General features: G+C 65.4%; 14 protein-coding genes. 3 read left to right on the top strand and 11 right to left on the bottom strand.

Translation table 11 applies throughout. The annotated features are described in order from the left end of the window. Window positions 1-292 precede the first annotated feature (292 nt). Window positions 293-2,209, bottom strand: coding sequence for an ABCB family ABC transporter ATP-binding protein/permease (locus CXZ10_RS00465; protein ID WP_101286988.1), 1,917 nt, complete (start codon window positions 2,207-2,209; stop codon window positions 293-295). Window positions 2,210-2,331: 122 nt separating this feature from the next. After that, complete coding sequence (locus tag CXZ10_RS00460) at window positions 2,332-3,957, bottom strand: LysM peptidoglycan-binding domain-containing protein (RefSeq protein ID WP_101286987.1); 1,626 nt, start codon at window positions 3,955-3,957, stop codon at window positions 2,332-2,334. A 430-nt stretch (window positions 3,958-4,387) separates the two neighbouring features. Between CXZ10_RS00460 and CXZ10_RS00455 the strand changes: the two genes are divergently transcribed. Beyond that, window positions 4,388-4,987 (top strand): LOG family protein, encoded by a 600-nt coding sequence (locus CXZ10_RS00455; protein WP_101286986.1) that lies wholly within the window; start codon window positions 4,388-4,390, stop codon window positions 4,985-4,987. Here the strand turns inward: CXZ10_RS00455 and cimA are convergent, their stop codons facing one another. From cimA to CXZ10_RS00410, 9 genes are all read right to left on the bottom strand, one after another. Next, entirely contained in the window at window positions 4,988-6,592 is a 1,605-nt protein-coding gene (gene cimA / locus CXZ10_RS00450; protein WP_101286985.1) for a citramalate synthase, read from the bottom strand. 57 nt (window positions 6,593-6,649) lie between these two features. Then, a complete protein-coding gene (pip, locus tag CXZ10_RS00445; RefSeq protein ID WP_101286984.1) occupies window positions 6,650-7,603 on the bottom strand; it encodes a prolyl aminopeptidase in 954 nt (317 codons plus the stop codon). Further along, a complete protein-coding gene (locus tag CXZ10_RS00440) occupies window positions 7,604-8,083 on the bottom strand; it encodes a GFA family protein (RefSeq protein ID WP_101286983.1) in 480 nt (159 codons plus the stop codon). A 28-nt stretch (window positions 8,084-8,111) separates the two neighbouring features. Then, window positions 8,112-9,476 carry a cysteine--tRNA ligase gene (gene cysS, locus CXZ10_RS00435; protein WP_101286982.1) on the bottom strand — a complete coding sequence of 455 codons (1,365 nt, stop codon included), beginning with the start codon at window positions 9,474-9,476 and terminating at the stop codon, window positions 8,112-8,114. 280 nt (window positions 9,477-9,756) lie between these two features. Next, window positions 9,757-10,278, bottom strand: coding sequence for a CreA family protein (locus tag CXZ10_RS00430; protein ID WP_101287083.1), 522 nt, complete (start codon window positions 10,276-10,278; stop codon window positions 9,757-9,759). A gap of 89 nt (window positions 10,279-10,367) precedes the next feature. Beyond that, entirely contained in the window at window positions 10,368-11,165 is a 798-nt protein-coding gene (locus tag CXZ10_RS00425; protein ID WP_101286981.1) for a GDSL-type esterase/lipase family protein, read from the bottom strand. Between the two features lie 7 nt (window positions 11,166-11,172). Further along, the gene (gene gltX, locus CXZ10_RS00420; protein ID WP_101286980.1) at window positions 11,173-12,549 is read right to left on the bottom strand and encodes a glutamate--tRNA ligase; all 1,377 of its coding nucleotides are present in this window, start codon (window positions 12,547-12,549) and stop codon (window positions 11,173-11,175) included. Window positions 12,550-12,634: 85 nt separating this feature from the next. Then, window positions 12,635-13,087, bottom strand: a complete 453-nt coding sequence (locus CXZ10_RS00415) for a DNA polymerase III subunit chi (protein ID WP_101286979.1) — start codon at window positions 13,085-13,087, stop codon at window positions 12,635-12,637. Between the two features lie 56 nt (window positions 13,088-13,143). Beyond that, window positions 13,144-14,637: a leucyl aminopeptidase gene (locus tag CXZ10_RS00410; RefSeq protein ID WP_101286978.1), complete on the bottom strand. Its 1,494-nt coding sequence runs from the start codon at window positions 14,635-14,637 to the stop codon at window positions 13,144-13,146. Window positions 14,638-14,866: 229 nt separating this feature from the next. Between CXZ10_RS00410 and CXZ10_RS00405 the strand changes: the two genes are divergently transcribed. Both CXZ10_RS00405 and lptG read left to right on the top strand, forming a co-directional pair. Further along, window positions 14,867-16,015, top strand: a complete 1,149-nt coding sequence (locus CXZ10_RS00405; protein WP_101286977.1) for an LptF/LptG family permease — start codon at window positions 14,867-14,869, stop codon at window positions 16,013-16,015. Beyond that, entirely contained in the window at window positions 16,015-17,109 is a 1,095-nt protein-coding gene (lptG, locus tag CXZ10_RS00400; RefSeq protein ID WP_101286976.1) for an LPS export ABC transporter permease LptG, read from the top strand. The genes CXZ10_RS00405 and lptG overlap by 1 nt, the downstream gene beginning before the upstream one ends. The last annotated feature ends 2 nt before the right edge of the window (window positions 17,110-17,111 follow it).

Raw genomic sequence — 17,111 nt, 5'->3', positions numbered from 1 at the left:
ATTGCGACTGCTTCACTCGAATCCGCCGGTTTTGCCGGGCCTATGCTAGCTTCGTCAGACAGGCCGAACCGGAGAATTCGATCATGAAAGGGTTTCTTGCAGGCGTCGCAGTCACGATCCTGGTGATGGCCGCGTTTCCGTCAGTTGGTCGTTGGGTGACGACGCTGCCCTATCGGGCATGGAGCCCGGCGACCGTCGGCGCTCCAGCCGCATGGTACGGGATGGGACGAGGCGAACGGATGCCCGGGGGCGGCCGACGCGCGGTACTCGCCGGTTATGACGACTGACGACCTCAGGCCGGGCGTTCTGCCTCGCTCTTGCTGCCCTGCCCGAGAATGCCGAGGTCGTCCTCGGCCTTGACGCGGGCGAGCCGCGCCTCCGCCTCGTCGGCCTCGCGCTGGCGGGCCCACATGGTGGCGTAGAGGCCGCCCTTCTCGATCAGTTCGGCATGCGAGCCGCGCTCTGCGATGCGTCCCTTCTCCAGCACGATGATCTCGTCGGCGTTGACCACCGTCGACAAGCGGTGGGCGATGACCATGGTGGTGCGCCCTTCGGCGACGCGGTCAAGCTCGGCCTGGATCTCGCGCTCGGTGTTGGTGTCGAGCGCCGAGGTCGCCTCGTCGAGGATGAGGATGGGCGGCGACTTCAGGATGGTGCGGGCGATGGCGACGCGCTGCTTCTCGCCGCCGGAGAGCTTGAGACCACGTTCGCCGACCGGCGTATCGTAGCCGTTCGGCAGTCCCTCGACGAAATGGGCGATGCGGGCCTGCCGCGCCGCTTCGCGCACTTCGTCGGCGTCGGCGTCGGGGCGACCGTATCGGATATTGTAGAAGATGCTGTCGTTGAACAGCACGGTATCCTGCGGCACCATGCCGATGGCAGAGCGCAGCGACTCCTGCGTCACGTCGCGGATGTCCTGGCCGTCGATGGTGATGCGGCCGGAGGTCACGTCGTAAAAGCGGAACAGGAGGCGCGACAGCGTCGACTTGCCGGCTCCCGACGGGCCGACCACGGCCACCGTCTTGCCGGCGGGAATCTCGAAGCTGATGCCCTTCAGGATCTGGCGGTCGGGATCGTAGGAAAACTGCACGTCCTCGAAACGCACCGAGCCGCCCTGAACGCTCAGCTTGCCGGCATTCGGCGCGTCGACGATCTCCGCCGGCTCGGCGAGAAGATCGAACATCTGCTCGAGGTCGGTGACGCCCTGGCGGATTTCGCGATACATGAAGCCGATGAAGTTGAGGGGTATGCCGAGCTGCATCAAGAGGGTGTTGAGCAGCACGAAGTCGCCGAGCGTCTGGGTGCCGGCCATCACTTCCTGCGCCGACATCACCATGCACAGGGCGACGCCGATGGTGAAGATCAGGGCCTGGCCCATGTTCAGCCAGGACAGCGAATACCAGGTCTCGTTGGCGGCCGCCTCGTAGCGCTCCATGGCGACGTCGAAGCGGGCCGCCTCCATCTTCTCGTTGCCGAAGTACTTGACCGTCTCGAAGTTCAGGAGGCTGTCGACCGACTTGGTGTTGGCGTCGGTGTCGCTGTCGTTCATGCGGCGACGAATGGCGATCCGCTTGTCCGAATAGCGGATCGAGAACCAGACGTAGAGCCAGATGGTGATGCCGATCACCAGAAGGTAGCTGAGGCCGAAGTTCGCCCAGATGACGATGGCCGACAGCGCAAACTCCAGCACCGTCGGCATGGCATTGAGGATGGTGAAGCGAACGATGGACTCGATGCCCTTGACGCCGCGGTCGATGACGCGGGTCAGGCCGCCGGTGCGCCGCTGCAGATGAAAGCGCAGCGACAGGCGATGCATGTGGACGAAGGTGAGATTGGCGAGCCGGCGGACGGCATACTGGCTGACGTCGGAGAACAGCGCGTCACGCAGGTTGTTGAAGCCGTTCAAGAGAATGCGGCCGACGTTGTAGGCCACCACCATGGCCACCGGATAGCTGAGCCACATCAGCGTCGGTTCCGGCACGTTCGCCTTGGGTGCCAGCGCATCGGTGGCAAAGGCGTAGAGGTAAGGCACCAGAACGGTGATCACCTTGGCGAGCACCAGCGCCGCCATCGACAGCACCACGCGCATCCTGAGATCGGCGCGCCCGTCCGGCCACATGTAGGGCCAGAGATGGAAGAGGGTCGTCCACAGCGACTTGTCGCCGCTGATCTTGGCCTTGCCGCTGGCGCGGGGATCAACTTGGCTCATAGCCCACCGGAAATGCGTTGCTCAAAAAACCGCCCGACGCGAACGCGCCGGGCGGCTGCCGTCTTTCAGATAGTCTCTTTTTCCACCGCGTGCCATGGCCTCGGCCCACGATGGCGGGAATGTTACTGCCCGACCGGCTTCCAGGCGGCGTCACCCTCGGGGATCACGAAGACCTGGCCGGGATAGATCAAGTCCGGGTTGCGGATCTGGTCGGTGTTGGCCTGATAGATCGTCGAATAGCGGATGCCCTTGCCGTAGAGGCGCTTGGCAATCATCCAGAGATTGTCGCCACGGCGGATGATCAGGGTTTCCGGCTCCGCCGGCTTGGCTTCGCCGGCCGAACCGGCGCCAGCCTGGGCCGAGCCGACGCCGGACGCCAGGGTCGGAGCCGAAAGACCGTCGTCGGCGATCTGGAACGGCACCTCGGCACGAGCGGCGACCGCGCCGTCGGCACCAACCTGATCGATGCGGACGAGGTGCTTGCCCGGCGCGAGTTCGACCTGGCCCTGATAGAGCCAGCGCCCCTTGTCGGCCTTGGTGTCGCCGATCGCCTTGTCGTCGACGTAGAGACGGATGACCGCGCCATTCGCCGCGGACCCTGCGGCGTAGAAGCGATTGCCGTTCTCGAGCTCGACGGCGTCGATGGTGACGGTCACGGCCGGAGCGGCAGGCTCGACCTTCGGAGCAGCGGCGGGTTCGGCGGCGGGAGCGGCCGGCTCGGCCGCCGGGGCCACGGGCTCAGCGGCCGGGGCCGCAGGAGCGGGTTGGGCAGGCGTCTCAACCGACGGCGTCGCAGCCGCGTCGGGCGCAGGCGTGGCGGGCGTCGCGGGCTTGTCCGCGGCCGGAGCCGGCTCGGCTTGCGCCACGACGGTCGCCGGCGTTGCGGCCTGAGGGGCCGGGGTCAGCGCAGGCGTGGCCGCCGCCGCCGTCATGTCGGCCGGCGGGGCGGGAATCTCCACCGTCGCCGAGGCCGGCGAGGCGGCAACCGGCGTCGCAGCGGGTTCGGCCGTCGTCGCGGGCATGGTCTCGTTGCCGGCTGTAGCCGTCGCCGTGGCGCTGGCCGAGGTCGGCGGCTCGACGGCGGCCGGCGCCGGCGCGGCGGCGGGCGCCTCGGCAACGGCCGGCTCGGCACTGACGGCCTGGGCGGGGTCGACGCCGGCGTCAGCCAGCTTGGCCTGCGCTTCTTCGAGGCCCGGAACCTGCAGCACCGTCGAGGGTGATCCCGGCTGGTTCAGAACCACCAGCACGTCGCCATTGCCGCCCTCGGGCACCGACACCGCCACCGATTGCTCGGAGGAGGCGACCTTGCCGTCCTTGCCGGTGGCGCGCACCGACAGGTCATGGGCACCCGGCTTCAAGGGATTGGCGAGAACGATCGCCCAGGAGCCGGTATCATTGGCCTTGCCGTCGGCGACGACATCCTTGCCCGAGAGGATCTCGACCTTGGCTTCGGGGTCGCTTCGCCCGGCAATGACAGCATCGCCCGTCGGCTCGACACGAACGAGATCGAAAATGGGAACGACCGTTTCAGCGGCGGGCGCGGCCGCCTCGGCGTCGGTTTTGGCGGGTGCCGGCGTCGCGACGACCTCGCTGGAGGCAACCGTCTCGGCCAGCGGCGCGGGGCGACCGGCAATCTCTATGTTGAGCTGGCGCAGCGTGCTGTCGAGCGCACCGGAGAACAGGCCGGCCAGAAGAACCACGATCACGCCGACGGCGCCGATCAGAATAGTGCGAAGTCTCTTGTTCATCACCCGTCCACGCCCCCGTCGGCTCCACCGACAAAAACAACCGCATCGACCAGTTCGCCGAAATGTGCCCGCCGGTCGATCCGTTCACCGCCGACAGTCACGCCGGATGATCCACCGAGTCGCGGCCAATCGAACACAATGAATTGAGCCACCTTCAAGGCGTCTCTTGTGCATCGGCATTGCCAAATCATGGCAGAGCAGATTTTTTCATGCTGTATACTCATATGGTTAGGCTCACAAGTGCGGCTCTTTACAGGTTGGGAGCGCAAAAGGAGCTAATCAGATTTCACAGGCACCGATGCAAGAAAGCCGCACTTTTGCGGGTTTTCGATCATGGAGAGGCGGACCGCAGCCATCATGGCCCGCCGCGTGCTTTTTCAGCAAAGCCAGCCGCTTGACGGCCGCGACAAGGCGATGCGACAAGGAAGACATGACCAAAATCAACAGTATCTGTGTATTCTGCGGCTCGGCCAACGGCCGCAATCCCGCTTATGTGGCCGCCGCCGAGCGGCTTGGCGCCGACATGGCGGCGCATGGCATTCGCCTTGTCTACGGCGGCGGCAACGTCGGCCTGATGGGAACCACCGCCCGCGCCGTGATGGCCGCCGGCGGCAAGGTCACCGGCATCATCCCGGAATTTCTGGTGAGCCGCGAGCGGATGCTGGACGGCGTCGACGAGCTGCACGTCGTTCCCGACATGCATACCCGCAAGCGCATGATGTTCGAGGCGGCCGACGCTTTCGTGACGCTGCCCGGCGGCATCGGCACGCTGGAGGAGGTGGTGGAACAGCTGACCTGGGCGCAGCTTGGCCGGCACAAGAAGCCGATCGTGCTCGCCGACATCGAGGGCTTCTGGCAGCCGCTGGTGGAGGTGATCCACCACATGAATCGCGAGGCCTTCATCCGCGAAGGCTTTGAAATCCGCTACCACGTGGCCCGGACGGCCGCCGACATCCTGCCGACCGTGCTCGCTGCGGCCGGCGATAACGGCGAAGTGGCCGGAGACGCCGAGACCATCGCCAGGATGTAGTCAGGCGCCCGCGTTGCCGTTCTTCAAGAGCTTGTAGGTGATGGAATCGTTGAGCGCCTCGAACGAGGCCTCGACGATGTTGGCCGACACGCCGACCGTCGACCAGCGGCGGCCAGTGGCGCGGTCCAGGCTTTCGATCAGCACGCGCGTCACGGCGCCGGTGCCGCCGTTGAGGATGCGCACCTTGTAGTCCACCAGCTCCAGCGCGGCGATTTCCGCCTGATACTTGCCGATGTCCTTGCGCAGCGCCTGATCGAGGGCGTTGACGGGACCGTTGCCCTCGGCCACCGACATCAGGATCTCCTGGTCCACCTTCACCTTGACCACCGCCTCGGTGACGACCACGCGGTCGCCGATGGCGTTGACGCGGCTTTCCACCATGGTGCGGTAGGAGATGACGTCATAGAAATGCGGGACGTCGCCGAGGTGGCGAAGCGCCAAGAGCTCGAAGGAGGCGTCGGCCGCTTCGTAGGAATAGCCGCGTGCCTCGCGCTCCTTGAGTTCCGAGAGGAGGCCGGTCAGCCGGCGATCGGTCTTGCTGTAGGTGATGCCGAGCCGGTCGAGCTCGGCGAACAGGTTCGAGCGACCGGCCTGATCGGAGACCAGCAGGCGACGGCGGTTGCCGACGCTGTCGGGGCTGACGTGCTCGTAGGTCCGCGGATCCTTCAGGATGGCGGAGGCGTGGATGCCGGCCTTGGTGGCGAAGGCGGAGAGGCCGACATAGGGCGCATGGCGGTTAGGGGCGCGATTGATGATCTCGTCGAACGCCCGCGACAGCTGCGTCAGCGTCTTCAACTGCTCCACCGTCACGCCAGTGTCGTACCGCTGGGCAAACTCGTCCTTCAGCACCAGCGTCGGCAGGATGGTGGTGAGATTGGCGTTGCCGCAGCGCTCGCCGATACCGTTGAGCGTGCCCTGCACCTGCCGGACGCCGGCGCGGATGGCGGCGAGCGAGTTGGCCACCGCCTGCCCGGTGTCGTCATGGGCGTGGATGCCGAGATGATCACCCGGCACCAGTTTTACCACCGCCGTTACGATATCCGTTACCTCGTGCGGCATGGAGCCGCCATTGGTGTCGCACAACACCACCCAGCGGGCACCGGCCTCGAAGGCGGTTCTGGCGCAGTCCAGCGCATAGGCCGGGTTGGCCTTGTAGCCGTCGAAGAAGTGCTCGCAGTCGACGATGGCCTCGCGGCCGGCCTTCACGGCGGCCTCGACGGACTGACGGATGCAGTCGAGATTGTCTTCGAGCGTCGTCTTCAGAGCGACATCGACGTGATAGTCCCAGGACTTGGCAACGAAGGTCACCGCATCCACCGGGGCGGCGAGCAGTGCGGCGACGCCCGGATCATTGGACAGCGACACGCCGGGGCGCTTGGTCATGCCGAAGGCGGCGAAGCGTGCCTTGGTCACCCGCCTCTCGGAGAAGAAGGCGTCGTCGGTCGGGTTGGCGCCGGGGTAGCCGCCCTCGATGTAGGAGAAGCCCAGGTCCTCCAGGAGATGCGCGACGATGATCTTCTCCTCGACGGAGAAGTCGATGCCCGAGGTCTGGGCGCCGTCACGCAGTGTCGTGTCATAGAGATAGAGGCGGGCCTTGTCCGTCATGGTCGCGAACTCGTTTGAGAACTGGCGAGCGGCAACCGCTCGCCATCAGGTTTCATGTCACTCCGCGAAGCGGTCGGTCGCCGAGATCAGTTCGTGCAGCAGGCCAGGCTCGACCAGCGAGTGCCCCGCCCCCTCGACGATGCGAAGATCCGCCTCCGGCCAGGCCTTGTGGAGGTCCCAGGCATTCTGCAGCGGCGTGCACATGTCATAGCGCCCGTGAACGATGACACCCGGAATCCCCTTCAGCTTGCCGGCGTCCTCGAAGAGCTGACCGGGGCGCATCCATCCCTCATGCACGAAATAGTGGTTCTCGATCCGAGCGAAGGCCAGAGCGAACTCGTCATCGACGAAGCCGGAGGTGACCTCGGCATTGGGAAACAGCGTCAGCGTCGAGCCCTCCCAGAGCGACCACACGCGGGCGGCGGCGAGCCGCGTCGCGCGATCCTCGGAGATGAGCCGGCGGCGATAGGCGGCGATCAGATCGTGGCGCTCGTCCTCCGGGATATGCTCGCGGAACGGCTCGAACTTCTCGGGGTGGATCAGCGACGCGCCGTATTGATAGAACCACTTCAGCTCGAAATCGCGCAGACCGAAGATACCGCGCAGCACCAGCTCGGTGACGCGCTCGGGGTGCGTCTCGGCATAGGCGAGCGCCAACGTCGAGCCCCAGGAGCCGCCGAACACCTGCCACTTGTCGACGCCGATCATCTTGCGGAGGCGTTCGATGTCCTCGACGAGATGCCAGGTGGTGTTGGCCTCCAGCGAGGCATGCGGCGTCGAGCGGCCGCAGCCGCGCTGGTCGAACAGGATGACGTCGTATCTGGCAGGGTCGAACACGCGCCTCTGGTTGGGCGAGCAGCCACCGCCCGGACCGCCGTGCAGGAAGACGGCCGGCTTGCCGCCCTTGCGGCCGACGCGTTCCCAGTAGACCTGGTGGCCGTCGCCGACATCAAGCATGCCGGTCTCAAAGGGTTCGATCTCCGGATAGTAGCAGCGCAGTTCGGTCATCATTCAGGCTTTCGGCAACGGCCAGACGGCCGTGTCATGGTCGGGATGCTGGTTGGAAATCACGTCGGCGACGAACTCTGTGCCCTCAAAGCCCTCGTCGGTGCGAACGCGCTTCAGGGAGGGCAGGCTCGCGGTGAAGGGGAGTTCGGCCTCGACACCATATTGGACGGTCGGCGGCAGGGCCGCCGGGTCGTCAAAGGCGCCGCCGGCGATCGACGGCTCGTAGCCGTCGGCTTCGTAGGTCAGTGGCGTGCCGCAATCGGCGCAGAAGGCACGCGAGACATGGTTGGACGAGCGATAGAGCTTGCGGTTGCCGCGCGTCCAGTTGACCCCGCCCACCTCGAAGGCCACGAAGGGGGCGAAGTAGTTACCGACGGCCTTCTGGCACATGCGGCAATGGCAGATCGACACGGAAGAGATCTTGTCGCCGTCGCAGGAAAAGCGGATGGCGCCACACTGGCAGCCGCCGGTCAGAATGGTCATGACGTTTCCTCCCGAAGCGTTGAGAAGCCTACCTCTTCACGTCCCAACTGGTTTCGATCTCGCCAGTGTCCTTGTTCTTTGTATCCTTCAGCACGACGCCCATGGCGGCGAGCTCGTCACGAATGCGATCGCTTTCGGCAAAGTTCTTGGCCTTGCGCGCGTCAAGGCGGGCGGCGATCAGCGCGTTGACCCTGGCCTCGTCGATGTCGGCGGTCGGACGACGCGATGCCCAGTCCGCCGCGCTCTCGCCAAGGAAACCGAGAAGCCGCAACGAGGCCGAGAGCGTCGCAGGATCGCCCTTGACGGCGTGCAGCTCGGCGATGGCCTTGGCGGTGTTGAGGTCGTCGCTGAGCGCCTCGATCAACCCTTCGGCCGGCTGGCCCGGAGCCACGTCAGCGGCGATGGCGTACCATTCGTCGAGCGTCTTCCACCCCTCTTCCAGGCCCTTGACGGTGAAGTCGATGGGCTGGCGATAGTGGGTCTTCAGCATGTTGAAACGCAGCACCTCGCCCGGCCAGTCGTCGAGCAGCTCGCGGATGGTGAAGAAGTTGCCGAGCGACTTCGACATCTTCTCGCCTTCGACCTGCAGGAAGCCGTTGTGCATGAAGACGTTGGCCATCACATCCTTGTGGAAGGCGCACCGCGACTGGGCCACCTCGTTCTCGTGATGGGGGAAGACGAGATCGACGCCGCCGCCGTGGATGTCGAAAGTCTCGCCGAGGTGCTTCCAGCTCATGGCCGAGCACTCGATGTGCCAGCCGGGGCGTCCCCTGCCCCACGGGCTCTGCCAACCGGGTTCGTCGTCCGACGACGGCTTCCACAGGACGAAGTCCATCGGGTCGCGCTTGTAGGGTGCCACCTCGACGCGGGCGCCTGCCATCATGTCATCGAGCGACCGGCGGGCGAGCTTGCCGTAGTCGGGCATGGCCGGCACGTGGAACAGCGCATGCCCCTCGGCGACATAGGCGAAGCCACCGGCGATCAGCCGCTCGATGATGGCGATCATCTCGGCGATATGCTCGGTGGCGCGCGGCGTCACCGTCGGCTTGAGGCAGCCCAGCTCGGTGACGTCCTGCTCGAACTGGGCATAGGTCTTCTCGGTCAGGTCGCGGATCGCCTCAACGGGCGCCACGCCCGGATAGTCGCGGGCGGCGCGAGCGTTGATCTTGTCGTCGACGTCGGTGATGTTGCGCACGTAGGTGACATGCGTCTCGCCATAGAGGTGGCGCAGCAGGCGGTAGAGCACGTCGAAGACGATCACCGGCCGGGCGTTGCCGATGTGAGCGAAGTCGTAGACGGTGGGGCCGCAGACATACATGCGGACGTTGCCTGCGTCGATCGGAACGAAATCGTCCTTGCCACGCGTCAGCGTGTTGTAGAGCCTGAGTGCCAAAAGCCCGTCTCCCCTCGCCATGGAACGCGCAAGAACAGGTTACCGCCGGGCCGGCCGGGGGAAGCCATCATCCGTTCTGGTCTTTGGAAAGATCGTGACGGGGACGTCCGCGGCCGGCGTGAAGCTCAGCCACAAATAATGCTAGCGGTAATGGTGATGCGCGCGTCCCGGAACATGGCCGCCGATATGCCGCGAAACGCGGTTCGCCGTCAAGGGAAGCGGCAAAAAAACGCCGCCTGCGCGAGCGGGCGGCGATGCGAACCAGCCGGACGTTGCGATCTCAGTCCAGCCAATCGCTGCACTTCTGCGCCGGTGTGTCGCCCCAGGGCATGATGGGGACGCTGGAGGTGGAGTTCTTCGGGCTGCCCTCGATCAGCTTGTCCGAATAGACGAGGTAGACCAAGACGTTGCGTTTGGCGTCACAGCCGCGGACGATCTGCATCTTCTTGAAGAACAGCGAGCGGCTCTGGCGATACATGTCGGAGCCCTGCTCGAACTTTTCCTTGAAGCTGATCGGGCCGACCTGCCGGCAGGCCAGCGAAACGTCCGATGTCTCCTCGGCAAGGCCGAGCATGCCCGAAACACCACCCTTCTCCGGCAGCGTGAAATGGCAAGCAACGCCGTCCACCACGGGATCATCGATGGCATAGACGGCAAGCTTGTGATCTGGCGTCAGGAAGTGCCAGACCGTCGACCGCTTGAAGATCAGGTCCGGATCGTCGGACGCCGTCGCGAGCGAGGGAACGACGAGGGCGCAACCAAGGGCGACCAGACCCAAGAACGACTTCACGGCATCACGCATGTCCAGGGCATCCCGACTTTCGGCGAGCCGGATCGGTTCCGGCCGCATGCCGGACATATAAGTGCCTTTCGCAGCCGGCCAACCCCCCTTTAGCGGAGGATGGCTTTGCCAAGTGCTTTACGGGCAGCACCTTGCAACATGCGGCCGAGCTCCACGTAGCCCTTCTGGGTGAAATGCAGATTGTCGTCCGCATAGTTGTCGCAGGAAAGCCGGGGAGCCGCAGCGTTACCAGCGGGACGCGGCTTGCCATATTGCCCGCAGGTGAAGGCGTCGTCGTCGATCGCGACGGCATACACATTGCCCAGACGCCCCGCGAACCCGGCAATCGCCTTGTTCACCTCCAGCCGGCGATCGTCGAGAGAGTGAAAATCGGCGCCGCGCGGCGGAATGGTCAGCACGAGCACGGGGGTCTCCGGCCACAGGGCGCGTAGCTTTTTGGCGACCGTCTCGATTCCCGTCGCTATGGCGCAGGCCGGCGTGCCCGCGGCAAGGTCGTTGGTGCCGATCAGAAGCGCGGCGGCCGAGGGGAGAAGCGAGGAAAGGTCTGTATTTTCAAGGCGCCAGAGCGCATTGGGTATCCTGTCGCCGCCTGCGGAGAAGTCGTAGACGGTGGTGGATGGGAACGTGGTCGGCAGATCGGTGCGCCAGCCCGCGAACAGTGAGTCGCCGATCAGCACGACATCGGCCCGGTCGGGACGGGCCGCCTGCACTTTCACCGTTTCCCTGAGGCCCGAGTAGAGCTGCGTTCGCGCCGGCGTCAGGGTGAGATCGATCGCGAGCGGATCACAGGCCGAATCGTCCGCCCGGGCTTCAGTGAGCGCCAAAAGGCAGAGGACGACAGGCAAGACGAGCCAGCGCCAGATCGTCCCTCTCCCTGCGTGGATCATGTGATGCTCAGCCTCCGATCGCGGCGGAAAGGCGCTCCCTCACCGCCTTGGCCCCGATCAGAGGCAGGAGCGGCGCCAGTTCCGGCCCATGGTCCAGACCGGTGAGCGCCTTGCGCAATGGCAAGAACAGGTCGCGTCCCTTGCGTCCGGTCTTGGTCTTCAGAACCGAAGTCCACTCGCGGAAGCTGTCGTCGGTCCACGGCTCCGGCGGCAGAGCGGCGCTCGCCGCCTCCAGAAAATCTCGGTCGCCCTCGTCGACTAGACCCGATACCGGACCCGTAATCAGCTTCCACCAGTCCGCCGCGTCGGCAATGCGCATGCAGTTGCCCTTCACCGCCTGCCAGAAGGCCGGATGGGCGGGAATGCCGAGATCGGTCAATCGCTTCTGAACGGTGGCGAAGTCGAGACCGTGAACGATGCGGGCGTTCAATGTCTTGAGTTCGTTCAAATCGAAGCGGGCGGACGAGCGCGAAACCGAGGCGAGGTCGAAGTCGGCGGCGAGCTCGGCCAGCGATCCGACCTTTTCGACGGCGTGCGAGGTGCCGACGTTGACGGCGAGCGAGGCCACCGCCTCCGGCTCGTATCCCTCGGCACGCATGGTACGAAGCGACAAGGATCCGGTTCGCTTGGAGAAGCCTTCGCCCGTGGCGTCGGTCAGGAGGTTGTGATGGGCGAAGACCGGCACGGTCCCGCCCAGCGCCTCGAACAGGGCAATCTGAACGCCGGTGTTGGTGATGTGGTCGCTTCCCCGGATGATGTGGGTGACGGAGGTGTCGATGTCGTCGACCACCGAGGTCAGCGTATAGAGATAGGTGCCATCCGCCCGGATCAGCACGGGATCGGACAGCGAGGCGAGATCGACCGTCTCCTCGCCGCGGCAGAGATCGTGCCAATGCACCTCATGGCGGCTCGGCGCCAGCGGATCGCCGTCGAAGTTGGGCAGCAGAAAGCGCCAGTGCGGCTGCCGCCCCTCCGCCTCCAGGCGGGCGCGGTCGGCGTCGGTCAGCCTCAGCGCGGCCCGATCGTAGATGGGCGGCAGGTGGCGGGCCAGCCGGCGCTTGCGCGCATATTCCAGCTCCTCGGCGGTTTCGTAGCAGGGATAGAGCAATCCCTTGGCAATGAGATCAGCCTTGGCGGCCGCGTAACGGTCGAGCCGATCGGACTGCCGGAAGGAGGAATGCGGCCGGATGCCCAGCCAGGAGAGATCGGCGGCGATGTTCGCCGCGTACTCCTCGGTCGAGCGCGCACGGTCGGTATCGTCGAATCGCAGGATGAACCGGCCGCCGGTCTTCAGCGCGAACAGCCAGTTGAACAGGGCCGGGCGGGCATTGCCGATGTGGATGTTGCCGGTGGGGGATGGCGCGAAGCGGACGACGGTGTTCATGATGGTGGTTCTAGCCGAGACCGGGTGGGAATGTGAGAGGTCTTTTTCGGGCGACAAACAGGGTCGCTGGGATATCGGTCCGATTTCATGCCTTGCGCGTCCACCGCCCTTCGCCATCCTGCTGCCAGTAGGTGACGTCAAGCCCACGCTCCTTGAGCGACTTCCAGGCGGCGCGCGCTTCGAGGAGTGCCGCCTCATCGGTGCCGTCGAAGATCAGCACGAGACGCTCGTAACGCTCGGGATCCTCAGGCGGCGGAGCCCGATCGACCAAAAAGCGAACGGTGGCGCCATTGGGCGTTTCCGGGCCGGCGGCGAGATAGACCGGCTGCAACGCGGCGTGACCATCCGTCGCCGTTCCATGCGGAAGAAAGGCGGCGTCGTCGAACGTCCAGAGATGACCGTCGAGGGCGGCGAGCCGCTCCGGCGTCCCCGCCTCGACGACCACGCGCCAGCCACGTTCGACCGACTTCTGCAGGAGCACCGGCAGAACCCGTTCCAGCGGCTGACCGTCCAGGTGATAGAACAGGGCTTCGGTCATCGATCCGTGGCTCGGCAAGGGAGGTGGCCGGCTCCCGGAGGGGCCGGCCGGGTTCGTCAGCTCTCGAAGCGGTTGCGCACCAGACGGTCGAGCAGGCGGACGCCGTAGCCTGACGCCCAGGCTTTATTGATGTCCGTCTCGGGGCTCGACATGGCCGTACCAGCGATATCGAGATGCGCCCAGGGCGTCTCGCCGACGAAGCGCTTCAGGAACTGCGCCGCCGTGATCGAGCCGGCGTTGCGGCCGCCGGAGTTCTTCATGTCGGCGAAGCGGCTGTCGATCAGCTTGTCATACTCGGGGCCCATCGGCATGCGCCACAGACGCTCGCCGCTGTCCTCGCCGGCCTTGAGGAGGTCGCCGGCCAACTGGTCGTCGTTGGAGAACAGGCCGGCCATCTGCCCGCCGAGCGCCACCAGAATGGCACCGGTCAGCGTCGCGAGATTGATCATGAAGGCCGGTTTGAAGCGGTCGGCCGCGTAGGTCAGGATGTCGGCCAGCACGAGACGCCCCTCGGCGTCGGTATTGACCACCTCGATGGTCTGCCCCGACAGCGAGGTCAGGATGTCACCGGGGCGGTAGGAGCCGCCGTCCGGCATGTTCTCGACGATGCCGAGGATGCCGATGGCGTTGACCTTGGCCTTGCGGCCGGCCAGCGCGCGGAACAGGCCGGTGACGGCCGCTGCGCCGCCCATGTCGGCCTTCATGTCCTCCATGCCGGCAGCCGGCTTGATGGAGATGCCGCCCGAATCGAAGACGAGGCCCTTACCGATGAACACGGCCGGGCGATCGTCGCTTTTGCCGCCGTTCCATTTCATGATGACGACGCGCGGCGGCCGGACGGAGCCCTGCGCCACCGCGAGCAGCGCGCCCATGCCAATCTTCCTGAGGTCCTTCTCGCCGAGCACCTCCACGTCGACGCCAAGCTTCTTCAGCTTCTCGGCCTCTGCGGCAAACTCCTGCGGCCCCAGCGCGTTGGGCGCTTCATGGACGAGATCGCGAGCAATCACCACGCCCTCGGCCACCGCCTCTGTCTCTGCCCAGGCCTTCTTGAGCTTGCCGGAATGCTCGGCAACGACAGTGATGGCAACGACGCCGGGCGCATCCTCCTTCTTCACCGTCTTGTACTTGTCGAACTCATAGGCGCGCAGACGCAGACCCAGCAGAAACTCGGCACCGAGTTCAGGCGTGAGCGTCCCGCCGGTCGTCTCGAGAATCACCGACGCCGCCTTGGCCTTGATCTCCTTCAGCTTGCCGTAAACCTGGCCGCCAAGCTTCAAGGCCGCCTTGTCGTCAAACTCGGCCGTGGGTCCGACGCCGACCAGAATCAGTCGCCCGGCCGAAAGACCGGCGGGGGCGAGAATGTCGAGAAAGGAACCGGGCTTGCCCGAGAAGCCGGTCGCCGCCACGGCGCGGTCGAGACCGCCAGCCAACTGCTCAAGCACAGCGCTCCCCATCGGGCCGGCCTTGTTGTCCGGATCAACGAAAACGACCAGCACCGGGGCATCGGCCTCGAGCGTCTTGGAAAAAGAAAGAGTGGGAGCAACCGCCATGATTTCTTCCTGATTACCGGGCACCCATCAGCGGGCGCGGTTCGGGCATGCCGGGCGAATGTGGCGCTTGATGGATGAGAGAGCAAGCCGGGAGTTGCAGTCCGACGCGCTTGCCGTCATCGGCCAGGAGACGGATCTCGAAAATTTACCCTTTTCGGGAAGGAAGAATTCACTATAGGGCTGCTAGCCTGGGCTGTCCTGCCCTCGGCAGGCTCGACATGGGTTAACGATGCGGCGTTTCGGCACCTACCTCTTTTCGCGAACGCTCTACGCCTTCCTAGGCGTGATGCTGACGCTCGCCGGCATCGCATGGGTGACGCAGGCGCTACGCCGCTTCGACCTCGTGACCGCCAAGGGACAGGCCATCGCCGTCTATCTCGGCCTCACCATGCTGTCGATGCCGCGCGTCCTCGGCGTGGTGGCGCCCTTCGCGCTCGTCGTGGCGCTGGTTCTGGTGCTGCAGCGCCTTCAGGCCGACAGCGGCATCGTAGCGATCACGGCGGCCGGCGTGTCGCAGAGGCGCTTCGCCCTGCCCTTCATTGCCGCAGCGCTGGCGGTCTCCGTCTTCGTCGGCATGCTGGCCTTCTGGCTCAACCCCAGTTCGTCGCGCTCCGTCTACGACATGATGCAGACCGTGCGGGCCGATATCGTCGCCAACGTCATCCAGCCCGGCCGGTTCACGGAGGTCGACGCAGGTCTGACCTTCCATATTCGCAATCGCGACGGCGACGGGTCCCTGCTCGACCTGTTCATCCTCGACAATCGCAGCCCCGAGTTCTCCTATACCTATACCGCCAAGCGCGGCCGCGTGGCCGAGGTGACGGGACGATCGATGATCGTGATGGAACAGGGCACCGTCGAGCGGAAAGCCAAAGGCAGCGGCGCCAACACCTTCGTCACCTTCGGCTCCTACGCCTTCGACCTCAGCCAGCTCACCTCCAAGGCCGGCGACGCCAGCTACGGCCTGTCGGAACGGACGCTGGCCGAGCTCATCGAGCTGCGCAAGACCGATGACAATCCGGAGATCACGCCGGAAATCCTCAATCGCATCGCCGAACCGATCTATCCCCTGGCGCAAACGCTCGCCGTGTTCCTGTTCCTCGGTTTTCCGACCAGCAACCGCCGCGGTCAGACGCTCCCGGTGACCATGGCGCTCATCGTCGGCTCGGTGGTCCGCGTGCTCGGATTCGCCGTGATGGGGATTTCCAAGGGAACGCCCGAGATTTCCTTCATGGCCATCGTAGCGCCAACGCTGCTGACCCTCGTCTTCGCCGTGATGATCGCCGTCGGCGTCCATCCGGTCGTCTCCACTGGCTTTGCCGACAAGCTGATCGACCGCCTCCGGCGGGCGATGACCCGCCGGCGGGAGACTGCCTGATGATTGGCCGGTCGCTTGGCACCTATTTCACGCTGCGCTTCGCCGGGTGGATCCTGGGCGTCTTCATCGGCATTTCCGTGCTGGTCTTCCTGATCGACGCCATCGAGGTGCTGCGCTCGACGGGGGGGCGTGACGACATTTCGGTGCCGCTTTCCATCGCCGCCTCGGCCCTGCGCGTACCGGCCCTCATGGAGCAGGTCCTGCCCTTCGCCGTGCTGCTCGGCTCGATCGCCGCCTTCGTGACGCTGTCGCGCGGCTCCGAACTGATGATCGTGCGCGCGGCTGGTCTTTCCGTCTGGCAGTTCATGATGCCGGCTCTCGTTTTCGCACTCGCGCTCGGCATCGTCGCATCGGTGATCTACAACCCGCTCTCAACTCTGGCCCGCAATCTGTCGAGCGAGATTCTCGTCGGATCGCGTGCGAGCGTCATGACCACCCTGCTGTCGGGATCGGCGACACCGAGCTGGACCCGGCAACGCACCGGAGACGGCAACGCCGTACTGCACACGGAGGGCGTTTCGGACGGTGGCCGCACGATCCTTCAGCCCGTGTTCTGGGTGTTCGGCGCGGACGGCATGCTCGCAGAGCGCGTCGAAGCGCGAATCGGGCAGATCGAACCCGGACGCTGGAACCTCTCCGAGGTGACGGTCACCCAAAGCAGCGGCGTTCCGAAGCACCACGATCACTATTTCCTGCCCACGGCGCTGACGGCAGAACAGGTCGCCGGCGGCCTTGGTTCGCCCGACAGCATCTCCTTCTGGCAGTTGCCGGATGCCATCGCCCAGGCGCGCGCCTCGTCGCTGCCGGCAAACAGATTCAGCCTTCAGTATCAATCGCTCCTGGCACGACCGCTGCTGCTCGCGTCGATGGTTCTCATCGCTGCAACAGTGTCTCTGGGATTTGCACGATATGGCGGTGGCGAGAAGATGATTCTCGGTGGCGTCGTCGCTGGCTTCGTGCTTTATGTCGTCATCGAGGTTGCCCGTTCGCTGGGCAGCGAGGGGCTGGTGTCGCCGGTCCTCGCAGCGTGGGCACCCTCGGTTGTGGCGATCTTGCTGGGTTCCACGGTTCTGTTGTTCCGCGAGGATGGGTGAGC

Source organism: Pleomorphomonas diazotrophica (genome assembly GCF_002844595.1).
GTDB classification, from domain to species: Bacteria; Pseudomonadota; Alphaproteobacteria; order Rhizobiales; family Pleomorphomonadaceae; genus Pleomorphomonas; species Pleomorphomonas diazotrophica.
The sequence above is the reverse complement of the archived record's forward strand: the minus strand, read 5'-3'. Positions and strand labels throughout refer to the sequence as shown.